This is a genomic window from Agarivorans sp. QJM3NY_30 (assembly GCF_050870855.2).
Taxonomy (GTDB): Bacteria; Pseudomonadota; Gammaproteobacteria; order Enterobacterales; family Celerinatantimonadaceae; genus Agarivorans.
Map to the genome: position 1 here is coordinate 1374364 of NZ_CP194038.2, position 23047 is coordinate 1397410.

The following is a 23047-nucleotide window of genomic DNA, read 5'->3' on the forward strand; positions in this document are numbered from 1 at the left end:
GGCTCAGCAGGAGTCGGTTGAACGTAACAAGAGAGTGAGCATGTTGGAAATTGGACGCCTTAATCAATTAGCCGTGATTGAAATGGCTGACTTAGGTGCCTACCTAGATGGTGGCGAGTTTGGCGATGTATTATTACCATCCAAAGAAGTGCAGCCCGAGCTGGCGCTTGGAGATAGCTTATCGGTATTTGTTTATCGTGATAGTGAGCGTAACCTCATCGCCACTTTACAGCATCCGCAGGTGCAAGTGGGCCAGTGCGCTAACTTGCGAGTGAAAGATATTAATGATGTCGGTATTTTTCTCGATTGGGGTCTAGATAAAGATCTGTTCTTGCCTTTTGCAGAGCAGCAGCAACCGATGGAAGTCGACCGTCATTATGTGGTCTATGTTTACCTCGATAATGAACAACGTATTGCTGCGAGCAATAAATTAGATCGTTATATTGATAAGTCAGACCATCACTACAAAGATGGTGATAAAGTGGATTTGTTAGTCGCTGGGCGTACGGAGTTAGGCTACAAAGTGGTGGTTAACCATCAGCATTGGGGCGTATTGTATTATGACCAAGTGTTTAAGCGGATCCGTGCTGGCTATGCCTGCCGTGGTTATATTCAAAAAGTACGTGATGACCGAAAACTCGACTTGAGCTTAGAGCCCATCGGTATTCAAAAAGCGATTGATATTGGCGATACTATTTTAGCTAAGTTAAGAGAAGAACAGGGCTATTTGGCGCTCAGCGATAAAAGTTCACCACAAGCGATTTCAGCCATTTTTGGGGTGAGTAAAGGTACCTTCAAAAAAGCCATTGGCCGTTTATATAAAGACGGTTTAATTACCATTAGCAAAACCGGCATCGTGTTAAATAAAGACGACTAAACTCAAGAGTAAATGGGTTGAGGCCAGCTTAGGTTTTCGACTACAACAAGGTTTTCTCTCTGATGCTCATTATCCTATGAGCATCCACTCAATTCTTCGGTATTTGAGCTTAAGTATTATCAGATTGAATTTGCATATTTGTTAATAGCTCCTCCCGATGTTCGTTCATCCAGAGTGCCAGTAAATCGAGGGTCGGTTTTAAGGTTTTACCCAGCTCGGTAATTTGATATTCGACACGAGGTGGCATTTCTGGATATACATGCCTTGATACGATCCCTAAAACTTCAAATGCTCTGAGTTGTTTGGTCAGCTCTTTCTGAGTAATCGTACCGATCGCTCTTTGTAAAGCCCCGAAGCGAATCACGTCATCGGTGATGATTAATCGGTATAGAATTGGGATGGCCCATTTTCCGGACACGATATTGACAAAATCTACCATGGGGCAGCGTGAGTTTTTTTGAAGTTTTTGGTCTCTCATATTAATTATCTCTTTGGTATCCATTTGGTACCTACTATCTAAATGATACAAGTCGGATAATAATATGTGCCTCCCCCTTAGGCAACTTGTGAAGGTAAAGCTCATGACAAAACGACTCCATAATAAATATGCACTCATTACTGGTGGTACTGCCGGGATTGGTTTAGAAACGGCCAAACAGTTTCAGCTGGAAGGTGCCACTATCGCAGTGACTGGTCGCAATGAAACAGGTTTAGTTGATGCTCAAGCGCTGTTGGGAAATCAGGCCTTAGTTCTAAAAAGTGATGCTTGTAATGTTGAGCAGCAAGCAGAATTAGCACAGCGTTTAATGGATGAATTTCCCAAGCTGGATATTGTCTATATCAATGCTGGCGATGTGACCCATAAGCCCCTGGAAGACTGGGATGAAACTAGTTTTGATCAAGTGATGAATACGAACTTAAAAGGCCCATTTTTTCTGATTCAATCTCTGTTACCACTATTATCCGACTCTGCATCAATTATTCTCTGTGGTAGTGTTTCCGCTCAAATAGGTTTAGCGCAAAGCAGTGTTTACGCAGCCAGCAAAGCGGGGCTGATCTCTTTGGCGAGAACCTTATCCGGCGAACTCAAAGATCGAGGGATCCGAGTCAATAGTATTAGCCCTGGTCCAACGCAAACGGATGCTTTTAATAAATTTGGCTTGTCGAAAGAAAAACGCGAGGCTCTGATTGAAGAGGTAAAAGCATTGGTCCCCTTAAAAAGAATGGGCTCACCGTGGGAATTAGCACAAGCTGCAGTATTTATGGCCTCGGATGAGTCAGCTTATATGCTCGGATCTGAATTGTTGATCGACGGAGGCGTCGGCAATTTATAAGCAGATTTTCGCTTATCGAGGCTTGATAAGTTTATCACGATTTATTTGGCTCAAAGTGTCAACGAGGGTTGGTTGGTACTTTGATGGTTTGCTTTAGAAGCCAACAAAGAGCGGCGCCTGAAACCTTCACTGAGGTTTGAATATTATGGTGACTGGTGATTTTAACAGGGGCTATATTGGCAGGCGATATGCCTGTGCGCCCCATACATAGTTCAGGTATAAATATGCGCGGCATACATTAGACATAGAATTTTCGTAGTTGATGCTTATTCTGTTTTTAAATCAATTGGATACTCCTGTCGATCGTAAATAGCCCATAGATTTTTTAAGACTTGGCTTATCGATTTAGCTTGCTTTGAACCATGCTTATCCGGTTCTCGACAGTGGAAAATTCTGTTGTTAGGATGGCTGTCTGATTACTTTTGTTGATTTGTAAAGAGAGAAACTAATATGAGTTTGAAAGGCAGTTGTCTATGCGGTGGGATCCGCTACGAGATTAATGGAGAACTAAATCCAGCCATGTTTTGTCACTGTAGTAAATGTCGAAAGTCTAATGGTTCTGCCTTCGCATTAAATGCTCCGGTTAAGTCGCTTGATTTTAATTTGCTGGCAGGAGAGCACCTTTTACGGAGCTATGCTTCGTCAGACGATGCGAAGCGTTTTTTCTGTGACACTTGTGGTTCGCCAATATATAGTCAGCGTATGTCTATACCGGAAATTTTGCGGCTTCGAGTGGGTACTTTGGATGATGACATCGCTGTCGAAAAGGCGAGTCATATTTTTGTGGCCAGTAAAGCCTCATGGGATGATATTCACGATGACTTACCTCAATTTGCAGAGCGTCCTGAATAAAGTATCTATCAATTGTGGGCTCGATGACGTTTTTTCATGTGGCTTTGCTTCTATTTTTAGCGGCGCATACAGAAGCTTCGTGTTTATCAACTTGGCGTTAGTATATGCTGCAAATTAGACCTAATTGTGAGTGCTGTGATAAAGATTTAGCGCCAGATTCTACAGAGGCAATGATTTGCACATACGAATGCACTTTCTGTGTCGCATGTGTAAGTGAGATATTAGAAAATGTATGTCCAAATTGTGGTGGTGGCTTTGTCTCTCGTCCTATTCGCCCTAAAATGGCGAGGCGCACTGGCGTAAGTATTGGCCACCAGCCTGCTTCAGTTGAAAGAGTGCATAGCAAATATAGTATCGAAGAACTGAAACAATTTTCGGCAAGCGCTAAACATCTAAAACCGGAAGATCGATGATGTATCAATTTACATCATGATTATAGGTTTGCATTGCTTTATCGCGGGGTGCAGTTATTCGCGTTATATGACTCATAGCGGCTTTGGTGACGGGTTATTCTGAGCTGAATCGCCATATAAGCCGTTAATTTTCTGGGGGATGACTATTTGCCTGTGAGTCATCTCATGCCCACCATACTTGAGCTTTTAGCCTTTAAACTTTGGTTCAAGCAAGCCTGTCACTGCTAAGTTTATCGCAAATATGCTACCAGACAATGGATATTGAGCCTTCTCTGCTGGATCATCTGTATCAGCGCTGGTAATAAATAAGGTATTTAGCGAATCACCACCAAACGCCACCATCGTTGGCTTTTTGGCTGGCACAGTAATCGTTGCAACTATTTTTCCCGCTGGACTGATACGTACAATTCGACCTCCATCGTAAAGCGCGCTCCAGTAATAACCTTCGCTATCAACGGCTGCGCCATCGGGACGTCCAAAACCATAAGGAAAGCGGATAAATTCACGTTGCTTACTCACTGTCCCTGTATCGACATTATAATCACAGGCAAATACCACATGACGTGGCGTGTCCGAGTAATAAAGGGTTTTACCATCGGGACTAAATGCTAGGCCGTTCGAGGTCCAATTTTCCCCTACGATCTGACGCACTGAATGATCGATGTCTAGCGCATAGAAATGGCCACTATAGGCATCTTTGTTTGGATTCAACGTACCAGCAATAAAACGCCCAGCAGGATCACAGCGGCCATCATTAAAGCGTTGTTGTGGTTTGTCTTGCTCCGGATCGACAATGGGCGTGATACCACCTTGCAAAGAATCGATGGTGACCAAGCCTGATCTTAGGCCAGCAACAAAGCCGCCTTTCTCCCGAATAGCGAAACAAGCAATTTCTTCATCTAATTGCAAAAAATCATCTTGTCCTGTTTTGGGATCAAATGCGTGTAATCGGCCTGCTTCAATATCAACCCAATATAGAAGCTGGCGCTCTGGATCCCAGCGTGGGCATTCTGCCAGTTGAGCACAATTGGTCAGCAGCGTGACGACTTCACTCATGATTTGACTGCCGAAATGAATTCATAAAAATTTCCTAGGTGTTAGATACCAATCTAACTCATTGTCTGTTGATTGTTGCGGGCCTAAATCACCGCTAACTGCATGATGTATCAGTCATTAGAGCCATGAGTTACTGCTCTTCATGGCTGGTTATCGACAGATTTATGCTGGGTAATCAGTTGCTTATATAATGAATCTGATTGGTATTCGCAGATGGGAATATGCCCATAGGCGCTGCTCTTTGGTGTCTCGTCGTTAGACTCAATAGTTTGTATCTCAACGTTTGTAGGTTCTCCTATTAGACCTTTTTACGATCTGAGCGATAAGCCAAAATGACCAGATTGGTTGTGCCTGCTCCTTAGCTTATGGGATAAGCATAAAACAGAGCTACATTCAGCGCTTGGAATGGAGCAAAGGGAGTCATGAGTTAGAATGGTCATAGCGTTCAGTCAGAAAGTCAATGAAGGCTTTAAGTTGATTCGGAATATATTTTGATTGCGGATACTGCGCAACAACATTTCCTTGGTAATCTCCTTTGATATGCCATTCGGGTAATACTTGAATAAGTTGCCCAGAGTCGAGGTATTTAGATACGGTAAAGTCTGGGAAAATCGAAATCCCCAAACCTTGCAATACAGCTTCTCTTCTTATTTCACTATGATTAACCGCCAGAGGTCCCTTTATTTTAATGGTATGTTTTTTATTGTGATGACTTAATGTCCATGAATTATCAGCAGCCGTTTCGCCATAACCGATGCATTGATGCTCCATGAGATCATTTGGATGAGTTGGTAAGCCATGTTGTTGGATATAATTGAGATTAGCGCAAGCAATACGTTTCACTCGGCCCATTTTTTTTGCAATTAAACCTTCAACAGGATTATCGGTAATATGAATCACGAGATCCACTTCTCCTCCAATTGGGTCAATATAATGATCAGCGATTTTCCATTTTAACGAGACATTGGGATAGGCTCGAATAAAAGCTAAAACTATTGGCATCAGAACTTGACGAGCTAAAGCTTTCGGCGCGGCAACCGTCAGGTCTCCTGACACTGTATTTTGATTGACTTGCGCAGCATCGACGGCTTGTTTAGCAAATTTAAGCATATCAAGACAAAGTTGAAATACATCTTCACCAATACTCGTTAGACGTAAGCTTCGAGTGGTTCTTTCAATCAGTTTTTGTTCCAGCATCTTTTCAAGTTTACTGATTGAACGGCTAACAGACGAGGGCATCACGCCTAGTTTGACTGCCGCTTTAGAAAAGCTCCCTTGTTCAATCACTGTCACAAAGGTGACCATTTCGGGCATCAAATTCATGATTCTATTTGTGTCCACAGTGCAATTATCCTTTGCGTATCAGCTATATTGTTCCGTTTAAGTTACTCATTGATACTGTTGGTGTCAAACGACTTACCGTTAATCTGAATTTAAGGAGCGACTATGAATGACAGCATACAACTCGAAGTAAAAGTGACTAAAAAGAATCACCGGAAACTTTATGTTCCCGTCTTAGAAATTGCGCTTCTGTCGGTCGCTATTTTTTGGGGAACCAGTTATGGCTTAACGAAGCAGGCGCTCATTTATAGCTCAGTGATGGTGTTTATTATGCTCCGTTTTTCGGTTGCTTTTTTATCGTTGTTGCCGATGGCACTTCGAGATATCTACATGGGGCGTAGTAAAGATTGGAAAGTTGCTTTTCCAACGGGATCTATTTTGGCTGCAATTTTCTTTTTTGAAGTGACAGGAGTATTTCAAACCTCTGCGAGTAAAGCTGCATTTTTGATCAGTTTGTCGGTCATATTTACTTCGTTTGTTGAAGTCTTCATTAACAAAAACGCTATCAGCAGGGGCATGTTTTTTCTTGCGGTCTCAAGCGTTGTCGGGGTTTTCTTGTTAACCGATTCTAGTGGCTTGGAATTAACATTAAATCGAGGTGACTATTTTATTTTATCGGCGGCATTACTTCGAGCGATGATGGTGACAACGACTAAGCGAATCACTCAAGATAAGGTCATTACCAACGTAACGCTTACCTGCATTCAATCTTTAGTTGTCGCGGCCAGTGCTGGTGGTGTTATTTTATATAATTCGGGTTTGAATATGACATTTCCAACGAATGTCGAATTTTGGTTGATCATGGGATATTTGGTTGTGTGCTGTACCTTGTTTGCTTTTTTTGTGCAAAATCATGCGGTGAGAAAGTTATCCCCGACCAAGGTTTCACTATTAATGGGCAGTGAACCGATGTTTGGTGCTATTTTTGCGGTGATTTGGCTAAATGAATCCTTATCCGCGTTACAAGTTTTAGGCGGCTGCATTATTTTTGCGAGTGTGATGGTCGCTTCAATTCCTAAAAAAATTGAGCCAAATTGAGTCATAGAGAAAGTACGGACTCAATTATAAAATGGTGTCTAGATTCACTTGACCACTTTCACGGTCCCCGATATTTAGGTGGTATAAAGAGCACCGACTGGGGCTTTAAGTCCATCAATCTAATTGGTATTTGCGGGTCATTCCAGTTGATGTTGATTGGACTTCACTAAATCGCTTAAGAAGTCTGCCATGGCTCTGATCCTTGGCGAATGGCAGAGATCGGCTTGGATCACCAAATAAATAGCTTGATCTATGGCGACATCTGTATCGATACGTACTAAACCTTGTTTGACCGCAAGAAGGTTAGGTAGCACCGCAAACCCAAGACCGGAGCAACAAGCTGAGAGCTGTGAAGCGACAGAGCTTGTGGTTAGTATTGGCTCACAACCTTTGAGTATTTGTTGCACCCATTGCGCTGCAGGTAGGTGACTTTGTGAGTCATTCCAGCTAATGAATGCATCGTTTTCGTTTACGGAATGGCTTGGCGTTAATTGCTGCTGTTCTAGAAATCCGAGGCTGGCGTATAGCCCGTAACCGAGTTGGCCGATGCGTTTAAAACTAACGTGACCGCTGCTTGGCCTTACCATTCGTAATGCAAGATCGGCATCGTTGCGGTGTAGGTTACTGGTATGGATCCCGGTGAGGATTTCTAATTTGAGTTGTGGGTATTGTTGATAAAACGCAGGCAACGCAGGCAGGATCAAATGGCTCGCTAAATTCTCCGCAGTGGCGAGGCGAATTTTACCCGATAAGCTTTGATTACATTCTGCATCCGAGATAAATGCTTGGCTTGCTGCCTCCATTTGTTCTGCTTTATTTAATAGCGCCTTTCCTTCTTCGCTGAGCAGGTAACCAGTTTGTTGGCGTATAAATAGAGGAAGCCCCAGAGCCTTCTCCAACCTTTCTATTCGTCGGGACAAGGTGGCGATACCGATGCCCATGGTTTGCGCTGACGCTGTCAAAGTGCCATTTCTGGCGAGCGCCAGAAAGCAGCGTGCATCATCCCAAACCAGTTGTGTAACGATGCTTTTTTCAATTTTGGAAGATTGATTGCTAGTTTTGTCTAAATATTTCATTTTTGGAATATGACATGATGTTTGCTTTGGATCAATAAGCTGAGAAATGAATATGAAACAAAGACAACTAGGGCAATCCTTGATGGTGTCATCTATGGGCTTAGGGTGTATGGGCATGAGTGAGTTTTATGGCCCTAAGAATGACGAGCAGTCGATGAAGGTATTAGCCCGCGCGGTAGAGCTTGGTGTCAATTTTTTTGACAGTGCAGATATGTATGGTTCTCATCATAATGAACAGCTGCTTGGTCGTTTTCTTGCGCAAAGTTCTGCCGATATAAAAATTGCCACTAAGTTTGGCATTGTGCGTGAACCCGGAGAATATGCTCGTCGTATTAATAATCATCCAAGTTATGCACGACAAGCATGCGAAGCATCATTACGTCGCTTAGGTGTCGAGCAAATTGATTTGTATTATGTGCATCGAATTGATGTTGAGCAACCCATTGAAGAAACCATGGCGGGTTTAGTTGACTTGGTGAAAGCTGGTAAAATTGCTCATATCGGTTTGTGCGAAGTAAATGCCAGTACCTTGCGAAGAGCGCATGCAGTGTATCCAATTACAGCGGTGCAAACCGAGTATTCTTTGTGGTCAAGGGAGGTTGAACAGCAAGTCTTACCAACTTGCCGAGAATTAGGCATTGGCTTTGTGCCTTATTCACCGCTGGGGCGTGGATTTCTCTCGGGTTTGTTTCGGCAACACCAAGCTTTTGAGCAAGGCGACTTTCGGGCTATATTGCCACGCTTTTCCGCGCAGGCGATGGCCGAGAATCAACCCATTGCGTCTCTTATCGCACATATGGCGCAGCAAAAACAATGCAGCCCAGCGCAACTTTGTTTGGCTTGGCTATTGTCTAAGGGAGAAGACATTGTGCCGATTCCTGGAACGCGTCGCTTGTCCTTTTTAGAAGAGAATTGCGCGAGTCACGATATCGTTTTATCCGCGCAAGAACAAAGCGCCTTAGAGCAGCAGATTGAAAAGATGCCTTTGTCAGGCGATCGTTATCCGCCTGAGGGGATGGTGGGTTTGAATGCCTAAATGTCAGCCCATTGACTGCTCTCTGATGTGTCTTTTCGCATTTATTCGGTGATTCACTTCAATGGGGCCCCTAGTAAAGCGACAGATGTCGGACTTAGTGGCTTTGCCGCTTTATGCTTCAATACCCCTAATCATAATGATTGCCTATGGCGTATGCTGTTGATAGTATTTCCATTGTTGAAGATGGAGATTTTTGAGATGGAATTGAAGCAATTAAATCATGGACAACGAACTCGCTTGGCCTTTATTGATTTTAGTTTGGAATACTTTGGAGAAGTGAGTCGTAGCGATCTGATTAGTCGATTTCAGACTGGATTAGCGGCAGCGACTCGTGATTTAGCCGCCTATAAACAGCTCGCACCGACAAATGCGGTGCTGGATCATAAAGCCCGTCGTTACCTGCGTAGAAACCAATTTGAACCGCTGTTTTCGCATAATCCAGAAGCGATATTAACGGGGTTGTCGCAGGGATTTGGCGATGGTTTATCTTTTCCTTTAGAACCAAGCGATAGCTGCTTTGATGCAGTTCGTCTGGTTCATCCTAAAGCAGAATTTATTGCTGCCATCATGCGCGCTATTCATCATCGAGTGGCATTAAGTTGTGCTTATGTTTCGGTTTCTTCTGGAGAGACTCGCCGCGAAATTGTGCCACATAGCTTAGTGAATAACGGTCATCGTTGGCATGTTCGCGCCTTTGATCGGCAGAGCCAGAGTTTTAGAGATTTTGTTTGTACTCGTTTTACTCAGCTTGCCTTACTCGATGCTTCAATATCCACCGTGGAAGGTCGACAATATGATAAGCAATGGAATCAAATGCTTGAGTTAAATTTGGTGTCGCATCCCCGTATTAAAAACTCATTAGCGATTGAGCTTGATTATGCGATGCAGGATGGTTGTTTAAGCTTAGTTGTGCGTGCTGCATTGGCTGGATATCTATTAAGACAATGGAATGTTGATTGCTCGGCTGAGCATGTTTTGAGTGGTGCTGAATATCAATTAGCTTTGCAGGACAGCTCGGTATTAGCAGGCGTGTCGGGTTTGGCGATTGCGCCAGGCTGGCAGGGCGATTTTAGTTGATGAGCGCTATGTTATTTAACAAAGGATGGGTAGTTGAAGATGCGTCAAACTTTACGCGATAAAATTATTGCGGTATGTGAGCAAAAGATCCAGCAGAAGGGCGAGAGTGTTGGTTTGTCTTTTTACGCATTTTTTGCCAATAGAAATGATGACCCAGAATTACTGATGGAAGCTGCAAGCTGGTGGATCCTCGAACATAAACTCGATCATTTTGAGAAGGCGTTCAAGATTAGAGCATTGGTAGAGCAGGGTAAATAACTGAGTTAATGGGTGATGTTCACGCCGGACTGAATCGGCGTGATAGTTCAAGCTATACTAGTTTGCGTAGCAGCTGTCCCAGTCTCCGTAGTTTGCATCACCCGCTAAAATATCTAGTTCAACGGGACCGGCAAGTTGGGTAATCACTTCGGTGGCGGTGGTTAATACTTCTTCGAGCGGAGTTTGTTCAGTCAAAAAGGTGATTGCCACATGATATTGTTGATTAAAGTAGGCAATAAATAACTCCCAAGTTTGCTGCTGTTGGACTTGCACTAGCGCTGCTTCAATTTCGTCAAATTTTTCAATATCAGTGACGAAACGAATTTCGGCACAGGTTTGAGCAAAAGGGCCAATCGCCATCTTTTTAAGGTGGCGTAGTTTGTGATGATTTCTAATTTCTGGTTTAGCTAATTCGGGAACGGCAATAATAGTCATTGACTTACCTATATCTGATAAATGTGGCGTGATTTCGCCAGGAAAATGTATGTCGCTACTGCGATTGGCCGCGAGCTTAGTCTAGCTTTGGAAGCGGTGCAAGTGAAAGCTTGGTGCTCTGTTGTAATCATTGAGCGGAATCCGCTTATGAATCGCTGTACCGTTATCCTTACAGTTGTTTAAATTTCATTCACCAGCTTGGTTATTAATTGAGCTACTATACAGTGGTTAGCAGTATTTAAGCCAGTTTTAGGGGCTTGAATAAGTTTGAGCCAACGCTGCTAGTTCCGAGTCACTACGTGTCATACATGGATGAAGGCAGGAGTTGTCTCTTGGTTATCAGTCCTCTAGTGCCGCTGTATTGTACTCAATGTGTTTTACTTCTAATGTTTTTTAACTTTTGAACTAATACTCACGTTCTCGCGTGTGACTGACCTAAGGCCTGTGGCCTTAGGTTTTTTTTGTATTTTTATCGGTTATTTATCAAACTGTTTAATCAGTACCGAGGTATCGCTACGTGAGTAACCGCGCTGTTGCAGTTTCGCATACTCCGCATCAACTTGTTTAGCAAGGGGTAAATCAATTCCTAGATTTTCAGCTTCATCGAAACAAATGGCTAAGTCTTTGCGCATCCAATCGATCGCGAAACCAAAATCAAACTTGTCGTCAGCCATACTGTTTGCCCGATTTGCTAACTGCCAACTGCCGGCGGCACCGTGCTGAAGAACATTGACCACCGTATTGATGTCCAAGTCGGCCGCTTTTGCTAATTGTAGTGCTTCCGATAGGCCTTGCAAGACCCCAGCAATACACAGCTGATTGACCATTTTACAGCGTTGCCCATAGCCTGCACCTCCGACAAGATTAACCGCTTTGGCGTAGCTGTTAAGTACCGCTTGTACTTTATCTAAGGCGGCTTGTTCTCCGCCTACCATCACAGTTAAGGCACCGTTGATTGCTCCGGCCTCACCACCAGACACTGGGGCGTCTAAAAATTGCAGTTGCCGCTGTTGGGCTTGGGCGTAGAGTTCTCTCGCTAGGCCTGCCGAGGCGGTGGTATGGTCAACTAAGATGCTATTGGCCTTCGCTTTGGCGAAAATGCCATTTTCGCCGCAATAAACTTGTCTCACGTCTTCATCGTTACCAACACAAGTGAGTATAATATCGGCTTGAGCTGCGGCATCCCCCGGTGTGGCAGCTTGAGTCCCCTGATACTCACTCAACCAAGCCTTCGCCTTGGCGTCGCTGCGGTTATAAATGACCACCTTAAATCCTTGTTTACTTAAGTGGCCTGCCATGGGGTAACCCATTGTGCCTAAACCGATAAATGCAACGCTGCTGGTTTGAGATGTATCCATTGGTAATCTCCCTCTGTGGTTAGATGGCTTAAGATTTGTTGCAATGATAGTTGCATTGAACTAGTTCAATTTCAAATGATGAGCATGTTTTCATCTTATTATTTGAAAATTGACTTATTTAGCTGAGTCAATCATGAGACCTCCAATGACTGTGAAACAGAATTTTGTTAGGAAGGATAGTATTTCATCGCAGAGAGCCTTACGTGATTGAGGATGAACTGCGTGGGTTGCGTATGTGCTCAGCATTTTTTACAAGCTTGAGCGGTGATGAATAACGCCGACAGATTTAGAAGTTCGGCTATTTAATCATTTATAATTGAAGGGGCTGGCTACGATTATAGAGCGTTTGGATCAATATCCGCTCTATTTTGTAAGAGTAAGATGTAGTGAAGGTGGTTTTTGTTTCGTTCTTCAAATGGTATTGGAGATATCAACATCATGAAAAAAAGAGCAGTGACCCAACTTTTTTTAATGGTGTGTTGCTTTTTGGCGGAGCCTATAGAGGCATATGCTGAAGATAGTTCAATTAAACTGTCGGCCTGTGGCCATCATGATTATCCGCCTTGGAACTGGAGCAGTGGCTCGGAAATTAAAGGCGCGTGCGCAGAAGTCACTAAAACTTTATTTGCAAATCTTGGGGTGGATGTTGATTTGACCTATGTGGGTCCATGGAAGCGTTGCCAAAGTTATATTGAAACGGGGCGGGTTGATATCAATATTTGCTCGTTTATTAATGAAACCAGAAAAAGCTATTCAACATTTATTGCCACCCCAATGGGCTTTAATGAGCAAGCTGTATTTGTGAACAAAAGTGCCCAATTAACCTTCCAAACTTGGCAAGATTTAGCTGGTAAGAAAGCGGGGATGGTACTTGGTGTGAGTATTGGGCAGCGTTTTGATCGATATCTAAAAAACAATACCAATATTGAGCGAGTGACAACTTATCGGCAGAATTTTCACAAATTGTTTCATCAGCGGGTTGATTTTATTCCGGTCGGGCGGTTTTCTGGTTTAGCGATGTTGCAAGCCTTTGGGATTAAGGATGACATCGTTGACTTACCCACTTCCATCCTCACTGGCAATTTGTATATCTCTATGTCTAAAAAGTCCCCCTATTTGTACCTATTGCCTGAAATTGAAAAACAGATGCAAAGCGATGACTATCCGGTATGGGTCAAATCGTTGCTGATTAAGTACGCGGGAGTATATGCAAAAGAGGCTCAGCTGAAACCGATAGAGTGAGGTTTAGCATTTTTGTCATGGTTTACCTTAAATCCAATGTAATTAATAAGGACGTCTGATGGCTTACTTTGAGCAGAAGCACAGTTGTTCGGTTGAATTGAGCACTTCATTTTTCTTTGTTGTTATTGCTTGTTGAATTGCCGGGATGATTGTTGTTGTGGGCAAAGTTGTTATAGTTGCGGCTATTCCAATAACGCCTATCAAGATGAAACGATGCAGCATTTATTAATTGGCTTTAATCCTCAGGCTCGACCGCTTTACTTAGAAATTGCGCGATGTATTGAGAACGCCATTCTTAAGAAACAGCTTACCTTTCAGGACAAATTACCAGCTCATCGTCAGTTAGCTGCTTACATTGGGAGTAGCGCGGTCACCGTTCGTCAAGCTTATCAAGCATTGGAAGCCAAAGGCTTGCTGAGCGCGGGGGTGGGCAGGGGCACTTTCGTAATATTTAACGGTAATATGAGTGATGGTATCAAAGGGCGCACCGATGGAGAGGTGAATCTGTCCTTGGTTGCCCCTTTAGTTAGTCCTTTGCTCGGGCCATTGCAACGACATCTAAAGCAATTTAGTGATGCAGATCTGGAACGTTATTGCGGTTATGAAGATGGTGCAGGTAATCCGCAACATCTCGCCACTTTTAGTCAATGGTTGCAGCGCCAAGGTGTTGTTTGTGAGTCTGAGCAAGTGATCCCTTGTCATGGTGCCCAGCATGGTTTGCTGCTTGCGATTCTTGCTTGTACTCAGGTGGGGGATCGGGTGGCGGTTGAGTCTCTCTGTTATCCGGGGATCTTAGCGGTATTGCGCCAAACTGGTCGTGTACCTGTGGCAGTGTCACTAGATGAACAGGGGCTTTGCCCACAATCTTTACGTGAACAGCATTCTCAGCAATCGATTCGAGCCTTAGTATTGGTTGCATCTTGTCAAAACCCCACGGGTAGTGTGATGCCGAATAATCGCCGTGAGGCGCTTGCCGAGTTAGTGAAAGAGTTTGACATACAAGTAATCGATGACGATATCTATGGTTTTCTCAGCGAGGATGAAATCAAACCATTTTATTCATTTGCACCGAGTCAAACTATTTACTTGAGTAGCTTATCGAAAAGTGTTTCGCCTAGCTTGCGATTGGGCCTATTGGTTGTGCCTAAAGCTCAGCGAGACGATTATATTCATTTGTTGCGAACAACCCTATGGCTCCCTTCTCCAATATTACAAGAATTGGCCTGTCGAATGATTCGCAGTGGTGACGTCGATCGAATTAGTCAGTGGCAAAAGCAGCAGGCAGGGCAGCGTCAGCAATTGGCGAAACAGATCTTTGCGCAATTTGATTTTGTTGATCAGCAATTGCCAAAGCATCATGCATTCCATATTTGGTTATTACTGCCTCAAGGTTGGAGCAGCCAAGTGTTTACCGAGTTGATGGCTAAACAGCATATTCGAGTGAGCGCCGACTATCACTTTGCGGTGGTCACTAATCAGCAGCCAGCGGTGCGAATTAGTCTCATGGGGTGTCGCAGTATGACACAACTAAAGCAGTCCTTGCTGCAAATTCGCGACTGTTTACTACGCCGCTGTTAGCGTTGATTGAGCGCTCGCGAGATACATTTTTTAAGTAAACCTTGGGTAAAGTCTGCGTTTCACTAAACTGCGTTAGCCGATGATCGACATTGACGTAGATGGCAACATTTCAGATGTATTTTATTGTTTTAGTCAGTGACTCACGGCTGTAAGAATAATCGCCCGAATTCAATCAATCCTAGGCGCTTAGGGCAAATTTAAATGCTGTTAGCTGCTTGAATTAAGCTCAGTTTATCGCCAGAGATTTGCGTGCTTTGCATCGCCAAAGATAGAAAAATATTGTCGACTTGTAACAATATTTTACTGAGTCATTCAAATTAAAAAGCAATCCACAACTTGTTTACAGTGAGCTAGTTACAATGTTTTTTGTAGATGAATTACCTTGTTTGCAAGGAAAAATCAATAACAGGAAATGATCATCAGGCCTAGCCTGATCTTGCTCAAATGACGATTGATTTATTTTTGAGAAGATGAGGGGGCGTTGATGAGGTGTAATCAGCTACCGATGTTTGTGGTCGCCTTCGAGGCTATCAAGACGGCAATCATCTTAAATGCTGCGTTTCATTAATCAATCGCTTATAGACTCGCTTACAAGCAGCAAAAATTTGAGTTTATAGGCACCAATCTATTTATCGGTGAATATATGCAAATTTCGACAGTATTAACTCGGTCTATCCAGTATTTATGCCTGAGCCTCATTGGTTTCGCATTTACAACAAACTCATCCATGGCATCTGATTTAATGAATAAAAATGAACCGCATACATCCGCAATTGTATTAGCCGCTTTTGGTACCACATATGATTCTGCCGTCGAATCGCTGTTGGCGATTAAACGAAGCGTCGAAAAAGCCTACCCGAATACACCGGTACGTTACGCTTTTACCTCGAATATAATTCGCAAAAAATGGCATAAAAGACAAAGTGATCAGCAATATCAGCAAGACCACCCAGAAATTCCCGCGTCTTTTTATCAAGTGAAAAATGTATTGGGAACATTGGCCGATTTACAGAATGAAGGCTACAACCAGATTGTTGTGCAAACCACTTTATTGTCTCATGGCGAAGAGTTTATCGACTTAAAAGCTTATGTGGATGCACTCAACTCTATTGAAACCATCAAGCCGGAATGGAAGCCCTTTAAGCAGATCGCCTTGGGTCGCCCCTTAATGGGAACTTGGGGGAAACAGTACTCTTATTCTGAGGATATAGAAAAATTGGCGACATCTTTAGTCGACGATGTTGAGCAAGCGAAAGCTCAGCACAGCGCCTTAGTTTATATGGGACACGGTAATGATCATCTCTCGACCGGTTTGTATTACGAGTTAGAAGAGCAGTTAAATCAGCTTTATCCTGACCTACAGATCTATGTTGGTTTGGTTGAAGGCCATCCTAATTTTGCTGCCTTATTGCAAAAGCTAAAAAATGACCGGATCCAAACCGTCATGATTAAACCACTGATGGTGGTTGCGGGTGACCATGCAAATAATGATATGGCTGGCGATGAAGATGATTCTTGGAAAGTAATGCTGAGCCAAAATGGGATTGCGGTTACTCCTATCCTCGAAGGTCTAGGCAGCAACGACAAGATCCAACAACTGTATTTGCAACACCTTCGCGATGCGGCAAAAGACGGCAACATTACTTTGAAATAATCAGTTAACGGAGCTGGGCGAAAAACTCGCTAAGTTCCGTATGTTCTCTTCATTAGGTAGACCATTCATTTGCACAAAGCGCTGAACCAAAGCTCAAAGGTCATTATTGAAGCAAGGCAATTAAGCCGTTGTTTTGATCGCACTATAGCTGTCGACAAGGTTGATTTTTCTCTGAACCGGGGGGAGATTTGTGCCTTCCTTGGTCCCAATGGCGCGGGTAAAACCACCATTATAAAAATGTTAACTGGGCTACTTGAGGCAAGTTCTGGGGAAATTTTATATGAAGGTGAACATTTCCATCCTCGCCGTTTAAATTTGAAGAAGTTGATCGGAGTGGTTCCGCAACACAATAACTTGGACCGAGAATTGAGCCTGGTCCAGAATCTGCGGGTGCATGGTATGTTATACCATTTACGAGGTAAGGCGCTGGAGCAGCAAATTGAGCAAAGTTTGCAATTTACTGATTTGTACGAGCATCGAAATAAACCTGCAGAAAAACTCTCTGGTGGTATGAAACGCAAGTTGGTGATCGCTCGCGCCTTAATGCATCAGCCAAAGATCTTATTTTTAGATGAGCCAACGGTGGGACTCGACCCACATAGTCGCCGGCAAATGTGGCAATTTCTGAGTCGGATTAACCAGCAGCAACAGTGCACCATATTTTTAACCACTCACTACATTGAAGAAGCCGAGCGTTTGGCGCAGCGGGTGATTTTTATTGAGCAAGGCAAACTGATCGCCGAGGGCACGCCCGAACAATTAAAAACCAAGGTTGGTCAGTTTGTACTCGACATTCAAGGTGAAAACTTAGAGCAAGAGTTTTTTGAACAGCGCCAAGATGCACTGAGTCGTTTGGCGAATATTACCGATGCACCAGTCAGCATTCGAGAAACCACGCTCGAAGATGTGTTTCTAACGCTCACCGGCAAGAGGCTAATCAAACATGCTTGATGGGATTTATGGCATTTACTATCGAGAGTGCACCATTTTACGTAAAAAATTAGTGCGTACGGTGTTGGCCGGAGCGGTTCCTCCTTTTTTATATTTGATGGCCTTTGGCTTTGGGGTTGGTAAAGAAACTCAGGTGGGGGGAATCGATTATCTCACCTTCTTATTGCCTGGTTTGCTGGCTATGTCGAGTATGAATCAAAGCTACAATATTGCCTCAGAAATTAATATTAGCCGTTTCTACTTAAAGATTTTCGAAGAGTTTTTGTTGGCACCCAATCAGCGTTGGCAAATTGTTGCGGGTGAAGTGTTATACGGTATGACCAAAGGCTTGATCCCTGTGGTGATTATTGCTGTTTATAGTGTGTTATGTGGCGTAAAACTGCACTTTTCAATACTGTTTTTTGCCTCATTAGTCTTGCACTTAGCGGCGTTTTCCTTGATTGGTTTTATTGTGGCATTAAAGATGAAAAATCATCGTGACCAAGCCACCATGAACGCCTTTATTATTACTCCCATGATGTTTCTCTCGGGGACTTTTTTCCCGGTTGATCAAATGCCAAGCATTATTCAGGTGGTGGCGGCATTTTCACCGCTGACATACAGCGCTGAGCTGCTCCGTTCGGCTTTGCTAAATCAAGGGACTTTTAGTTTTCAGTCTCTTGGGATTTTGTTGCTGCTTAATTCATTATTGCTGTGGATTGCTCACTACATTGTTCAGCGAGTTGAAACATGAAGCCGCTGTTGGTCAGCTTATTTATCGTTTCGGCGTTGCTCTCCACCATGGTCGGCCCGCACTGGATTAATCCTTTGGCGATGACCAGTGTTGAGCAAAGTATTCTGCTGGAGTTACGCTTTCCGCGGGTATTATTTGCAGCTGTCATCGGTGCCATGTTGGGCCTTAGTGGCAGTATCTACCAACTGACCTTAAAGAACCCGCTGGCCGATAGCTTTACCACGGGGGCGGCTTCATCGTCGGCGCTTGGTGCTGTACTGGCGATAGCGATCGGCGTACCGGTGTACTTGGTCTCGGTATTTGCCTTTGTCACTGGGCTTAGTGGTTTAATCTTGGTCTATCGGATGTCTTTAACTCAGGGGCGGATCAATCCTATCACCATGATTTTAGCTGGCGTGGTGATGAATATTGTGGCATCGGCCATGATTAGTTTCTCGAAATACTATTTTGAAGACTCTTTGAACTCAATTGTGTACTGGTTAATGGGCGGCATATTTCTAGTCAGTTGGGACAAGCTCGCGTTGTGCGCCCTGATCTTGACTGGCGTTTACTTCTATTTGCAGCGACAAGCCTTAAAACTCAACATCTTAGCTTTGGATGAACAATCGGCACAAAGCTTGGGGCTAAACGTGCACCGCTTACGCTCGGTCGCTTTTGTGTTATCAACTATTTTGGTGTCAGTGGCGGTGAGCTTTTCTGGCATTATCGGTTTTGTTGGGCTGATTGTTCCGCATGTTGCACGTAGCTTGTTTGGCAGTGACATGAAACTGAATATTTTTTATTCCAGCCTGTTGGGTAGTTTTTTGTTAATGCTATCGGACACCCTTTCCCGGGTGATTATCCCTGGTGGTGCAGAGCTGCCTGTGGGGATTATCACGGCCATTTTAGGTGGCCTATTTTTCTTTTACTTGTTACGTACTCGCAGAGGGCGCTTCTGGAATGGCTAAAATTAGCATTAATGCGCTCTGTTATCAGCGTGGTGACTTCCAACTTGAGCTGGATTCTCTCACCATTTCCGAGGGTGAGAAAGTGGCCTTAATGGGGGAGAACGGTTGTGGTAAAAGTACCCTGATCAATCTGCTAACTGGTCTGATTGAACCGCCGCCAAATAGTGTATTTTATGATGGGTTTGATCTTCGAGATACGCCCCATTTAGCACGGGCTAAACAGTTTGCCTTGCTGTCGCAGTTTTCTGATATTTCTTTTCCGTTTAGTGTCTTTGAGGTGGTGCAGCTGGGCCGATTTGCCTGCTCCAACGGCCAGTCTTTTTCGCAGCAAGACAGAGACAAAACCCAAGCGCTGCTGTCGCTATTGGATATTCAACGCTATCAAAGTAAAAGTTATACCGAGCTGTCTGGTGGCGAGCAGCGTCGGGTGATGTTGGCTCGGGTGCTTAATCAAGATGCACCAATTGTCTATTTGGATGAACCCAACGCCAGCCTAGATATTCGCCATACCTTGCAGATCTTTGAGCATCTATATAGTTTGCCGCAAACTATCATTAGTTCGGTTCACGATATCAACTTAGCGCATCGTTATTTCGATCGTTTTCTTTTCTTGAAGCAGGGCAAGCTGTTGTACGATGTAGTGCAACAACAGTTAAGCCCTGCACTGCTTTCTGAGGTGTATGATGTGTCGGTTACTCGCAGCGATACTAGCTTTTGTTTTAATCCCTAACGCTTTTGCTTATCAGCGAATTGTTCTGCTTGCGCCCGCCGCTGGCGACATCCTGATCCAGCTCGGTGCGGCAGATAAGGTAGTTGGGGTGACTCGCAATAACTTTGATTTTCCCAATGCCACTAAAATAGGCTCGCATATCAAACCTAATGTTGAGTTGATTAAGAGACTTAAGCCTGATTTATTAATTATTAGTTCTAATCGTTTTTTCTCTCAGCAAATGGCCGCTTTAATTGACGCACAAACGCTGCTGTATAATCCCTTAACCTTGGATGACATTCTGGTGCAAGTACAGCAGCTAGGCGAGTTAAGCGATCACCAGTCGCAGGCCAAAGCATTAATCGATAAACTCACCCTGTTACGCGCCGAAATTAAGCCTTTAAAGCTTAAACCAAAGGTGGTTTATGAAGTGACCGAGCATCCCTTCATGATTGCGGGGAAGGGCAATATTGTGAATAGTATTATTGAAGCGGCTGGGGGAGAGTTATTTGCGCCCTCGCAACGAAAGATTGCTAAGTTTAATTTCGAGAGCGTGCTGTTTGCCGCCCCCGATTATTATATTTATCAAACGGGACCGATGAATAAAAATCCCACCCCGCCTGCACAAAGAGCCAATTACCAAGCGCTACACAGTCATTACATGAAGGTGGACCAGCTGAGTTTCTCGCGTGCCAATACGGCCTCTTTTTATCACGCTCTAGCCTTAAACCAAGCCTTTGCTCAACAATAAGATCCCTCATTTTCGATGCTCTCAGCGAAATTGGAGCCAACGTTTCGCTTGTTGGTGTCGGCAGCCATATATATACAAGCTAGGTCGTTACCATCTATTTGACATGAAACGCTGTGTTTAATATTTTTTTTCAAAACCTTACTGATACTCTATTGATTAATATAGAATTACTTTGAATGTGAAACAATCTATGTGTGATACATGCTAACTGCATGTGCCTAAAAGATGGGAGTTTGCTCAAGAAAGTAATGTTGCAACTAAGTAAGTGATGGATGATAGTTGGAATGGGAGACGTTATTGATACCGACCTTTCTTTAAATATTATCGCGGATTTCCCCCTGACTGGAGTGCATATCGAGAATCAGTGAAGCATAAATCGGTACGGCCCAAAGGGGAATAAACCCCCAGGGCGGGATCGCACTTTGTTAACAGATATGATCTAATACCTCTAAACTCTAAGCTACATAGTTATTTTGAACATAATTGAACATTTATCAGTCGTCGAGGATACTCGATCTGACATCAATCAAAAGCATGACCTTATTGACGTGATTTTCCTTGTTATCAGCAAAATAAATAAGACATCCATCGTAATTAGAGAATAACTAATCACGTTATAAAGCGATTCTCTTCAACTAGTGAAATATAAGCTTGAAATGGCTGTCCTTATCGAACAAGGCTTGAGTCGCAACTATAAGATAATTAATGTTTTTTGTGTTTTTAGACACGAATTTTCAAGACAGTCAGCTTAAAACTACTTATTCATTTTGCTCAAAAATCAGCTTAAAAGTATTTAAATTTGATTATCATTTTAGTGAGCGTTTGCAAGCTAATGAGTCCCCATACGATCAAACGTGATGCCTTGCTCGATCAATCATTGTTCTTCCACAATAGGCAGGCCGCAGGGTATCACTATCTTGTCTACCCATCATAATAATTTGTCATCTCTGACAAAATGAACCGTAGCGCACAATTTGTCCATGCTTGGCTCTTTACAATCAGTTAAGCAAAGCAACGATGGCGTTTTATAGCCACTTTTATCGATAACAATTAGTGAGGCTTAACATGGACAAGATCATTATTTCCCCAAGTAAATATATTCAAGGTTCCAAGGTTATGGCGAGCATCGGCGACTATCTTAAACCCTTAGCTCATAAGGTGATGGTAATTGCCGATGGTTTTGTCACCGAACTGGTGGGCGCGACGGTAGCGAACAGTTGTCAACAATCGCAAGTTGAGTTGAGCATGCTTGAATTTACTGGCGAATGTAGTCGACCCGAAATTGAGCGCTTAACTGCGATTGCTGAACAACAAGGAAGCCAAGCGATTGTTGGAATTGGCGGCGGAAAAACCTTAGATACTGCCAAAGCGGTGGCCTTTTACAGCAAGCTACCGGTGGTGATTGTGCCAACGATTGCTTCGACCGATGCACCAACGAGCGCCTTGTCGGTTATTTATACACCTGAAGGGGAGTTTAGCGAGTATCTGGTTTATCCACGTACCCCAGATATGGTGATCATGGACACCGCTATTATTGCCGCTGCGCCAACCCGTTTATTGGTGTCGGGGATGGGGGATGCTTTATCGACCCACTTTGAAGCGAGAGCAAACAGCATTTCTAACAAGGCGACAATGGCGGGTGGCGCACCAACTCGAGCCGCACAAGCGCTGGCTAAATTGTGTTATGACACCCTGCTTGCTGATGGCTTAAAGGCTAAAATAGCCTGCGATCAAAATTTATCGAATACTGCTTTGGAAAATATTATTGAGGCGAATACCTATCTTTCTGGGATCGGTTTTGAAAGTTCTGGTTTAGCCGCCGCACATGCCATCCATAATGGTTTAACCAAGCTTGAAGAATGCCATCATCTCTATCATGGTGAGAAGGTGACATTTGGGACCTTGACTCAGTTGGTACTAGAGAATGCGCCGCTGGCTGAAATCGACGAAGTCATTGAGTTCTGCCGCTCGGTGGGTCTGCCGACTAACTTTCAAGCCATGGGGGTGACTAAGATTAACCGTGATAAATTACTCGAGGTTGCAGAAGCGTCTTGTGCTGAAGGGGAAACCATTCACAACATGCCCTTTGAAGTCACGCCAGAGTTAGTATTAGCGGCAATGTTAACTGCCGACCTACTTGGTTCTCGCTAGTGCCGTTTTGCGCAGTAGTTTGATGGACTCACTGAGTACCTTGAGACTCGAGTTTGGATTGAGGCCACTGTATGCGGCCTTTTTAGTTTCTATTTTAAGCCAAAGCATGGGACATTTTTGCTTGAAGGTATGCTTTGATTCAGGAGATTCATCGCGATTTAATCTATGCGATGTTTGACA

Annotated in this window: 23 protein-coding genes; 17 read left to right on the top strand and 6 right to left on the bottom strand. The window is 43.7% G+C overall.

Annotated features, from left to right (window positions below):
* Positions 1-40 precede the first annotated feature (40 nt).
* On the top strand, positions 41-877 hold the full coding sequence (locus ACRRSX_RS06305; protein ID WP_432454046.1) for a CvfB family protein: 837 nt from the start codon (positions 41-43) through the stop codon (positions 875-877).
* 109 nt (positions 878-986) lie between these two features.
* Here the strand turns inward: ACRRSX_RS06305 and ACRRSX_RS06310 are convergent, their stop codons facing one another.
* Positions 987-1379: a winged helix-turn-helix transcriptional regulator gene (locus ACRRSX_RS06310; RefSeq protein ID WP_432454045.1), complete on the bottom strand. Its 393-nt coding sequence runs from the start codon at positions 1377-1379 to the stop codon at positions 987-989.
* A 79-nt stretch (positions 1380-1458) separates the two neighbouring features.
* Between ACRRSX_RS06310 and ACRRSX_RS06315 the strand changes: the two genes are divergently transcribed.
* From ACRRSX_RS06315 to ACRRSX_RS06325, 3 genes are all read left to right on the top strand, one after another.
* Positions 1459-2211 (top strand): SDR family oxidoreductase, encoded by a 753-nt coding sequence (locus ACRRSX_RS06315; RefSeq protein WP_432454044.1) that lies wholly within the window; start codon positions 1459-1461, stop codon positions 2209-2211.
* 450 nt (positions 2212-2661) lie between these two features.
* Positions 2662-3063, top strand: a complete 402-nt coding sequence (locus ACRRSX_RS06320; protein ID WP_432454043.1) for a GFA family protein — start codon at positions 2662-2664, stop codon at positions 3061-3063.
* Between the two features lie 104 nt (positions 3064-3167).
* Complete coding sequence (locus ACRRSX_RS06325) at positions 3168-3476, top strand: DUF1272 domain-containing protein (protein ID WP_432454042.1); 309 nt, start codon at positions 3168-3170, stop codon at positions 3474-3476.
* Positions 3477-3662: 186 nt separating this feature from the next.
* Here ACRRSX_RS06325 and ACRRSX_RS06330 read toward each other — a convergent pair whose 3' ends face one another.
* Together ACRRSX_RS06330 and ACRRSX_RS06335 are read right to left on the bottom strand one after the other, a co-directional pair.
* Entirely contained in the window at positions 3663-4532 is an 870-nt protein-coding gene (locus ACRRSX_RS06330) for an SMP-30/gluconolactonase/LRE family protein (protein WP_432454041.1), read from the bottom strand.
* A gap of 420 nt (positions 4533-4952) precedes the next feature.
* Positions 4953-5873 carry a LysR family transcriptional regulator gene (locus ACRRSX_RS06335; RefSeq protein WP_432454040.1) on the bottom strand — a complete coding sequence of 307 codons (921 nt, stop codon included), beginning with the start codon at positions 5871-5873 and terminating at the stop codon, positions 4953-4955.
* A gap of 105 nt (positions 5874-5978) precedes the next feature.
* Here ACRRSX_RS06335 and ACRRSX_RS06340 point away from each other — a divergent pair, with 105 nt between their 5' ends.
* Positions 5979-6911, top strand: coding sequence for a DMT family transporter (locus ACRRSX_RS06340; protein WP_432454039.1), 933 nt, complete (start codon positions 5979-5981; stop codon positions 6909-6911).
* Positions 6912-7048: 137 nt separating this feature from the next.
* On the opposite strand, the gene ACRRSX_RS06345 is transcribed toward ACRRSX_RS06340, so the two are convergent.
* On the bottom strand, positions 7049-7987 hold the full coding sequence (locus tag ACRRSX_RS06345; protein WP_432454038.1) for a LysR family transcriptional regulator: 939 nt from the start codon (positions 7985-7987) through the stop codon (positions 7049-7051).
* 52 nt (positions 7988-8039) lie between these two features.
* Here ACRRSX_RS06345 and ACRRSX_RS06350 point away from each other — a divergent pair, with 52 nt between their 5' ends.
* The 3 genes from ACRRSX_RS06350 (at position 8040) to ACRRSX_RS06360 (ending at position 10358) form a co-directional block, all read left to right on the top strand.
* Positions 8040-9023: an aldo/keto reductase gene (locus ACRRSX_RS06350; RefSeq protein ID WP_432454037.1), complete on the top strand. Its 984-nt coding sequence runs from the start codon at positions 8040-8042 to the stop codon at positions 9021-9023.
* A 198-nt stretch (positions 9024-9221) separates the two neighbouring features.
* On the top strand, positions 9222-10100 hold the full coding sequence (locus ACRRSX_RS06355) for a WYL domain-containing protein (protein WP_432454036.1): 879 nt from the start codon (positions 9222-9224) through the stop codon (positions 10098-10100).
* A gap of 39 nt (positions 10101-10139) precedes the next feature.
* Positions 10140-10358 (top strand): DUF6500 family protein, encoded by a 219-nt coding sequence (locus tag ACRRSX_RS06360; RefSeq protein ID WP_432454035.1) that lies wholly within the window; start codon positions 10140-10142, stop codon positions 10356-10358.
* Positions 10359-10415: 57 nt separating this feature from the next.
* On the opposite strand, the gene ACRRSX_RS06365 is transcribed toward ACRRSX_RS06360, so the two are convergent.
* Positions 10416-10793 carry a hypothetical protein gene (locus tag ACRRSX_RS06365; RefSeq protein ID WP_432454034.1) on the bottom strand — a complete coding sequence of 126 codons (378 nt, stop codon included), beginning with the start codon at positions 10791-10793 and terminating at the stop codon, positions 10416-10418.
* A gap of 476 nt (positions 10794-11269) precedes the next feature.
* On the bottom strand, positions 11270-12151 hold the full coding sequence (locus tag ACRRSX_RS06370) for an NAD(P)-dependent oxidoreductase (RefSeq protein ID WP_432454033.1): 882 nt from the start codon (positions 12149-12151) through the stop codon (positions 11270-11272).
* Positions 12152-12589: 438 nt separating this feature from the next.
* Here ACRRSX_RS06370 and ACRRSX_RS06375 point away from each other — a divergent pair, with 438 nt between their 5' ends.
* The 9 genes from ACRRSX_RS06375 to ACRRSX_RS06415 all read left to right on the top strand — a co-directional run bounded on the left by ACRRSX_RS06375 (position 12590) and on the right by ACRRSX_RS06415 (position 22867).
* Positions 12590-13393: a substrate-binding periplasmic protein gene (locus tag ACRRSX_RS06375; RefSeq protein WP_432454032.1), complete on the top strand. Its 804-nt coding sequence runs from the start codon at positions 12590-12592 to the stop codon at positions 13391-13393.
* Between the two features lie 213 nt (positions 13394-13606).
* The gene (locus ACRRSX_RS06380) at positions 13607-14971 is read left to right on the top strand and encodes a PLP-dependent aminotransferase family protein (protein WP_432454031.1); all 1365 of its coding nucleotides are present in this window, start codon (positions 13607-13609) and stop codon (positions 14969-14971) included.
* Positions 14972-15713: 742 nt separating this feature from the next.
* Positions 15714-16625 (top strand): sirohydrochlorin cobaltochelatase, encoded by a 912-nt coding sequence (locus ACRRSX_RS06385; RefSeq protein ID WP_432454030.1) that lies wholly within the window; start codon positions 15714-15716, stop codon positions 16623-16625.
* Positions 16626-16694: 69 nt separating this feature from the next.
* The gene (locus ACRRSX_RS06390; protein WP_432454029.1) at positions 16695-17576 is read left to right on the top strand and encodes an ABC transporter ATP-binding protein; all 882 of its coding nucleotides are present in this window, start codon (positions 16695-16697) and stop codon (positions 17574-17576) included.
* Positions 17569-18309, top strand: a complete 741-nt coding sequence (locus ACRRSX_RS06395) for an ABC transporter permease (RefSeq protein WP_432454028.1) — start codon at positions 17569-17571, stop codon at positions 18307-18309. The genes ACRRSX_RS06390 and ACRRSX_RS06395 overlap by 8 nt, the downstream gene beginning before the upstream one ends.
* A complete protein-coding gene (locus ACRRSX_RS06400; protein WP_432454027.1) occupies positions 18306-19256 on the top strand; it encodes a FecCD family ABC transporter permease in 951 nt (316 codons plus the stop codon). Before ACRRSX_RS06395 ends, ACRRSX_RS06400 begins: the two co-directional genes overlap by 4 nt.
* The gene (locus ACRRSX_RS06405; RefSeq protein WP_432454026.1) at positions 19249-19986 is read left to right on the top strand and encodes an ABC transporter ATP-binding protein; all 738 of its coding nucleotides are present in this window, start codon (positions 19249-19251) and stop codon (positions 19984-19986) included. The genes ACRRSX_RS06400 and ACRRSX_RS06405 overlap by 8 nt, the downstream gene beginning before the upstream one ends.
* On the top strand, positions 19937-20716 hold the full coding sequence (locus ACRRSX_RS06410; RefSeq protein WP_432454025.1) for an ABC transporter substrate-binding protein: 780 nt from the start codon (positions 19937-19939) through the stop codon (positions 20714-20716). Before ACRRSX_RS06405 ends, ACRRSX_RS06410 begins: the two co-directional genes overlap by 50 nt.
* A gap of 1065 nt (positions 20717-21781) precedes the next feature.
* Positions 21782-22867 (top strand): glycerol dehydrogenase, encoded by a 1086-nt coding sequence (locus ACRRSX_RS06415; protein ID WP_432454024.1) that lies wholly within the window; start codon positions 21782-21784, stop codon positions 22865-22867.
* The last annotated feature ends 180 nt before the right edge of the window (positions 22868-23047 follow it).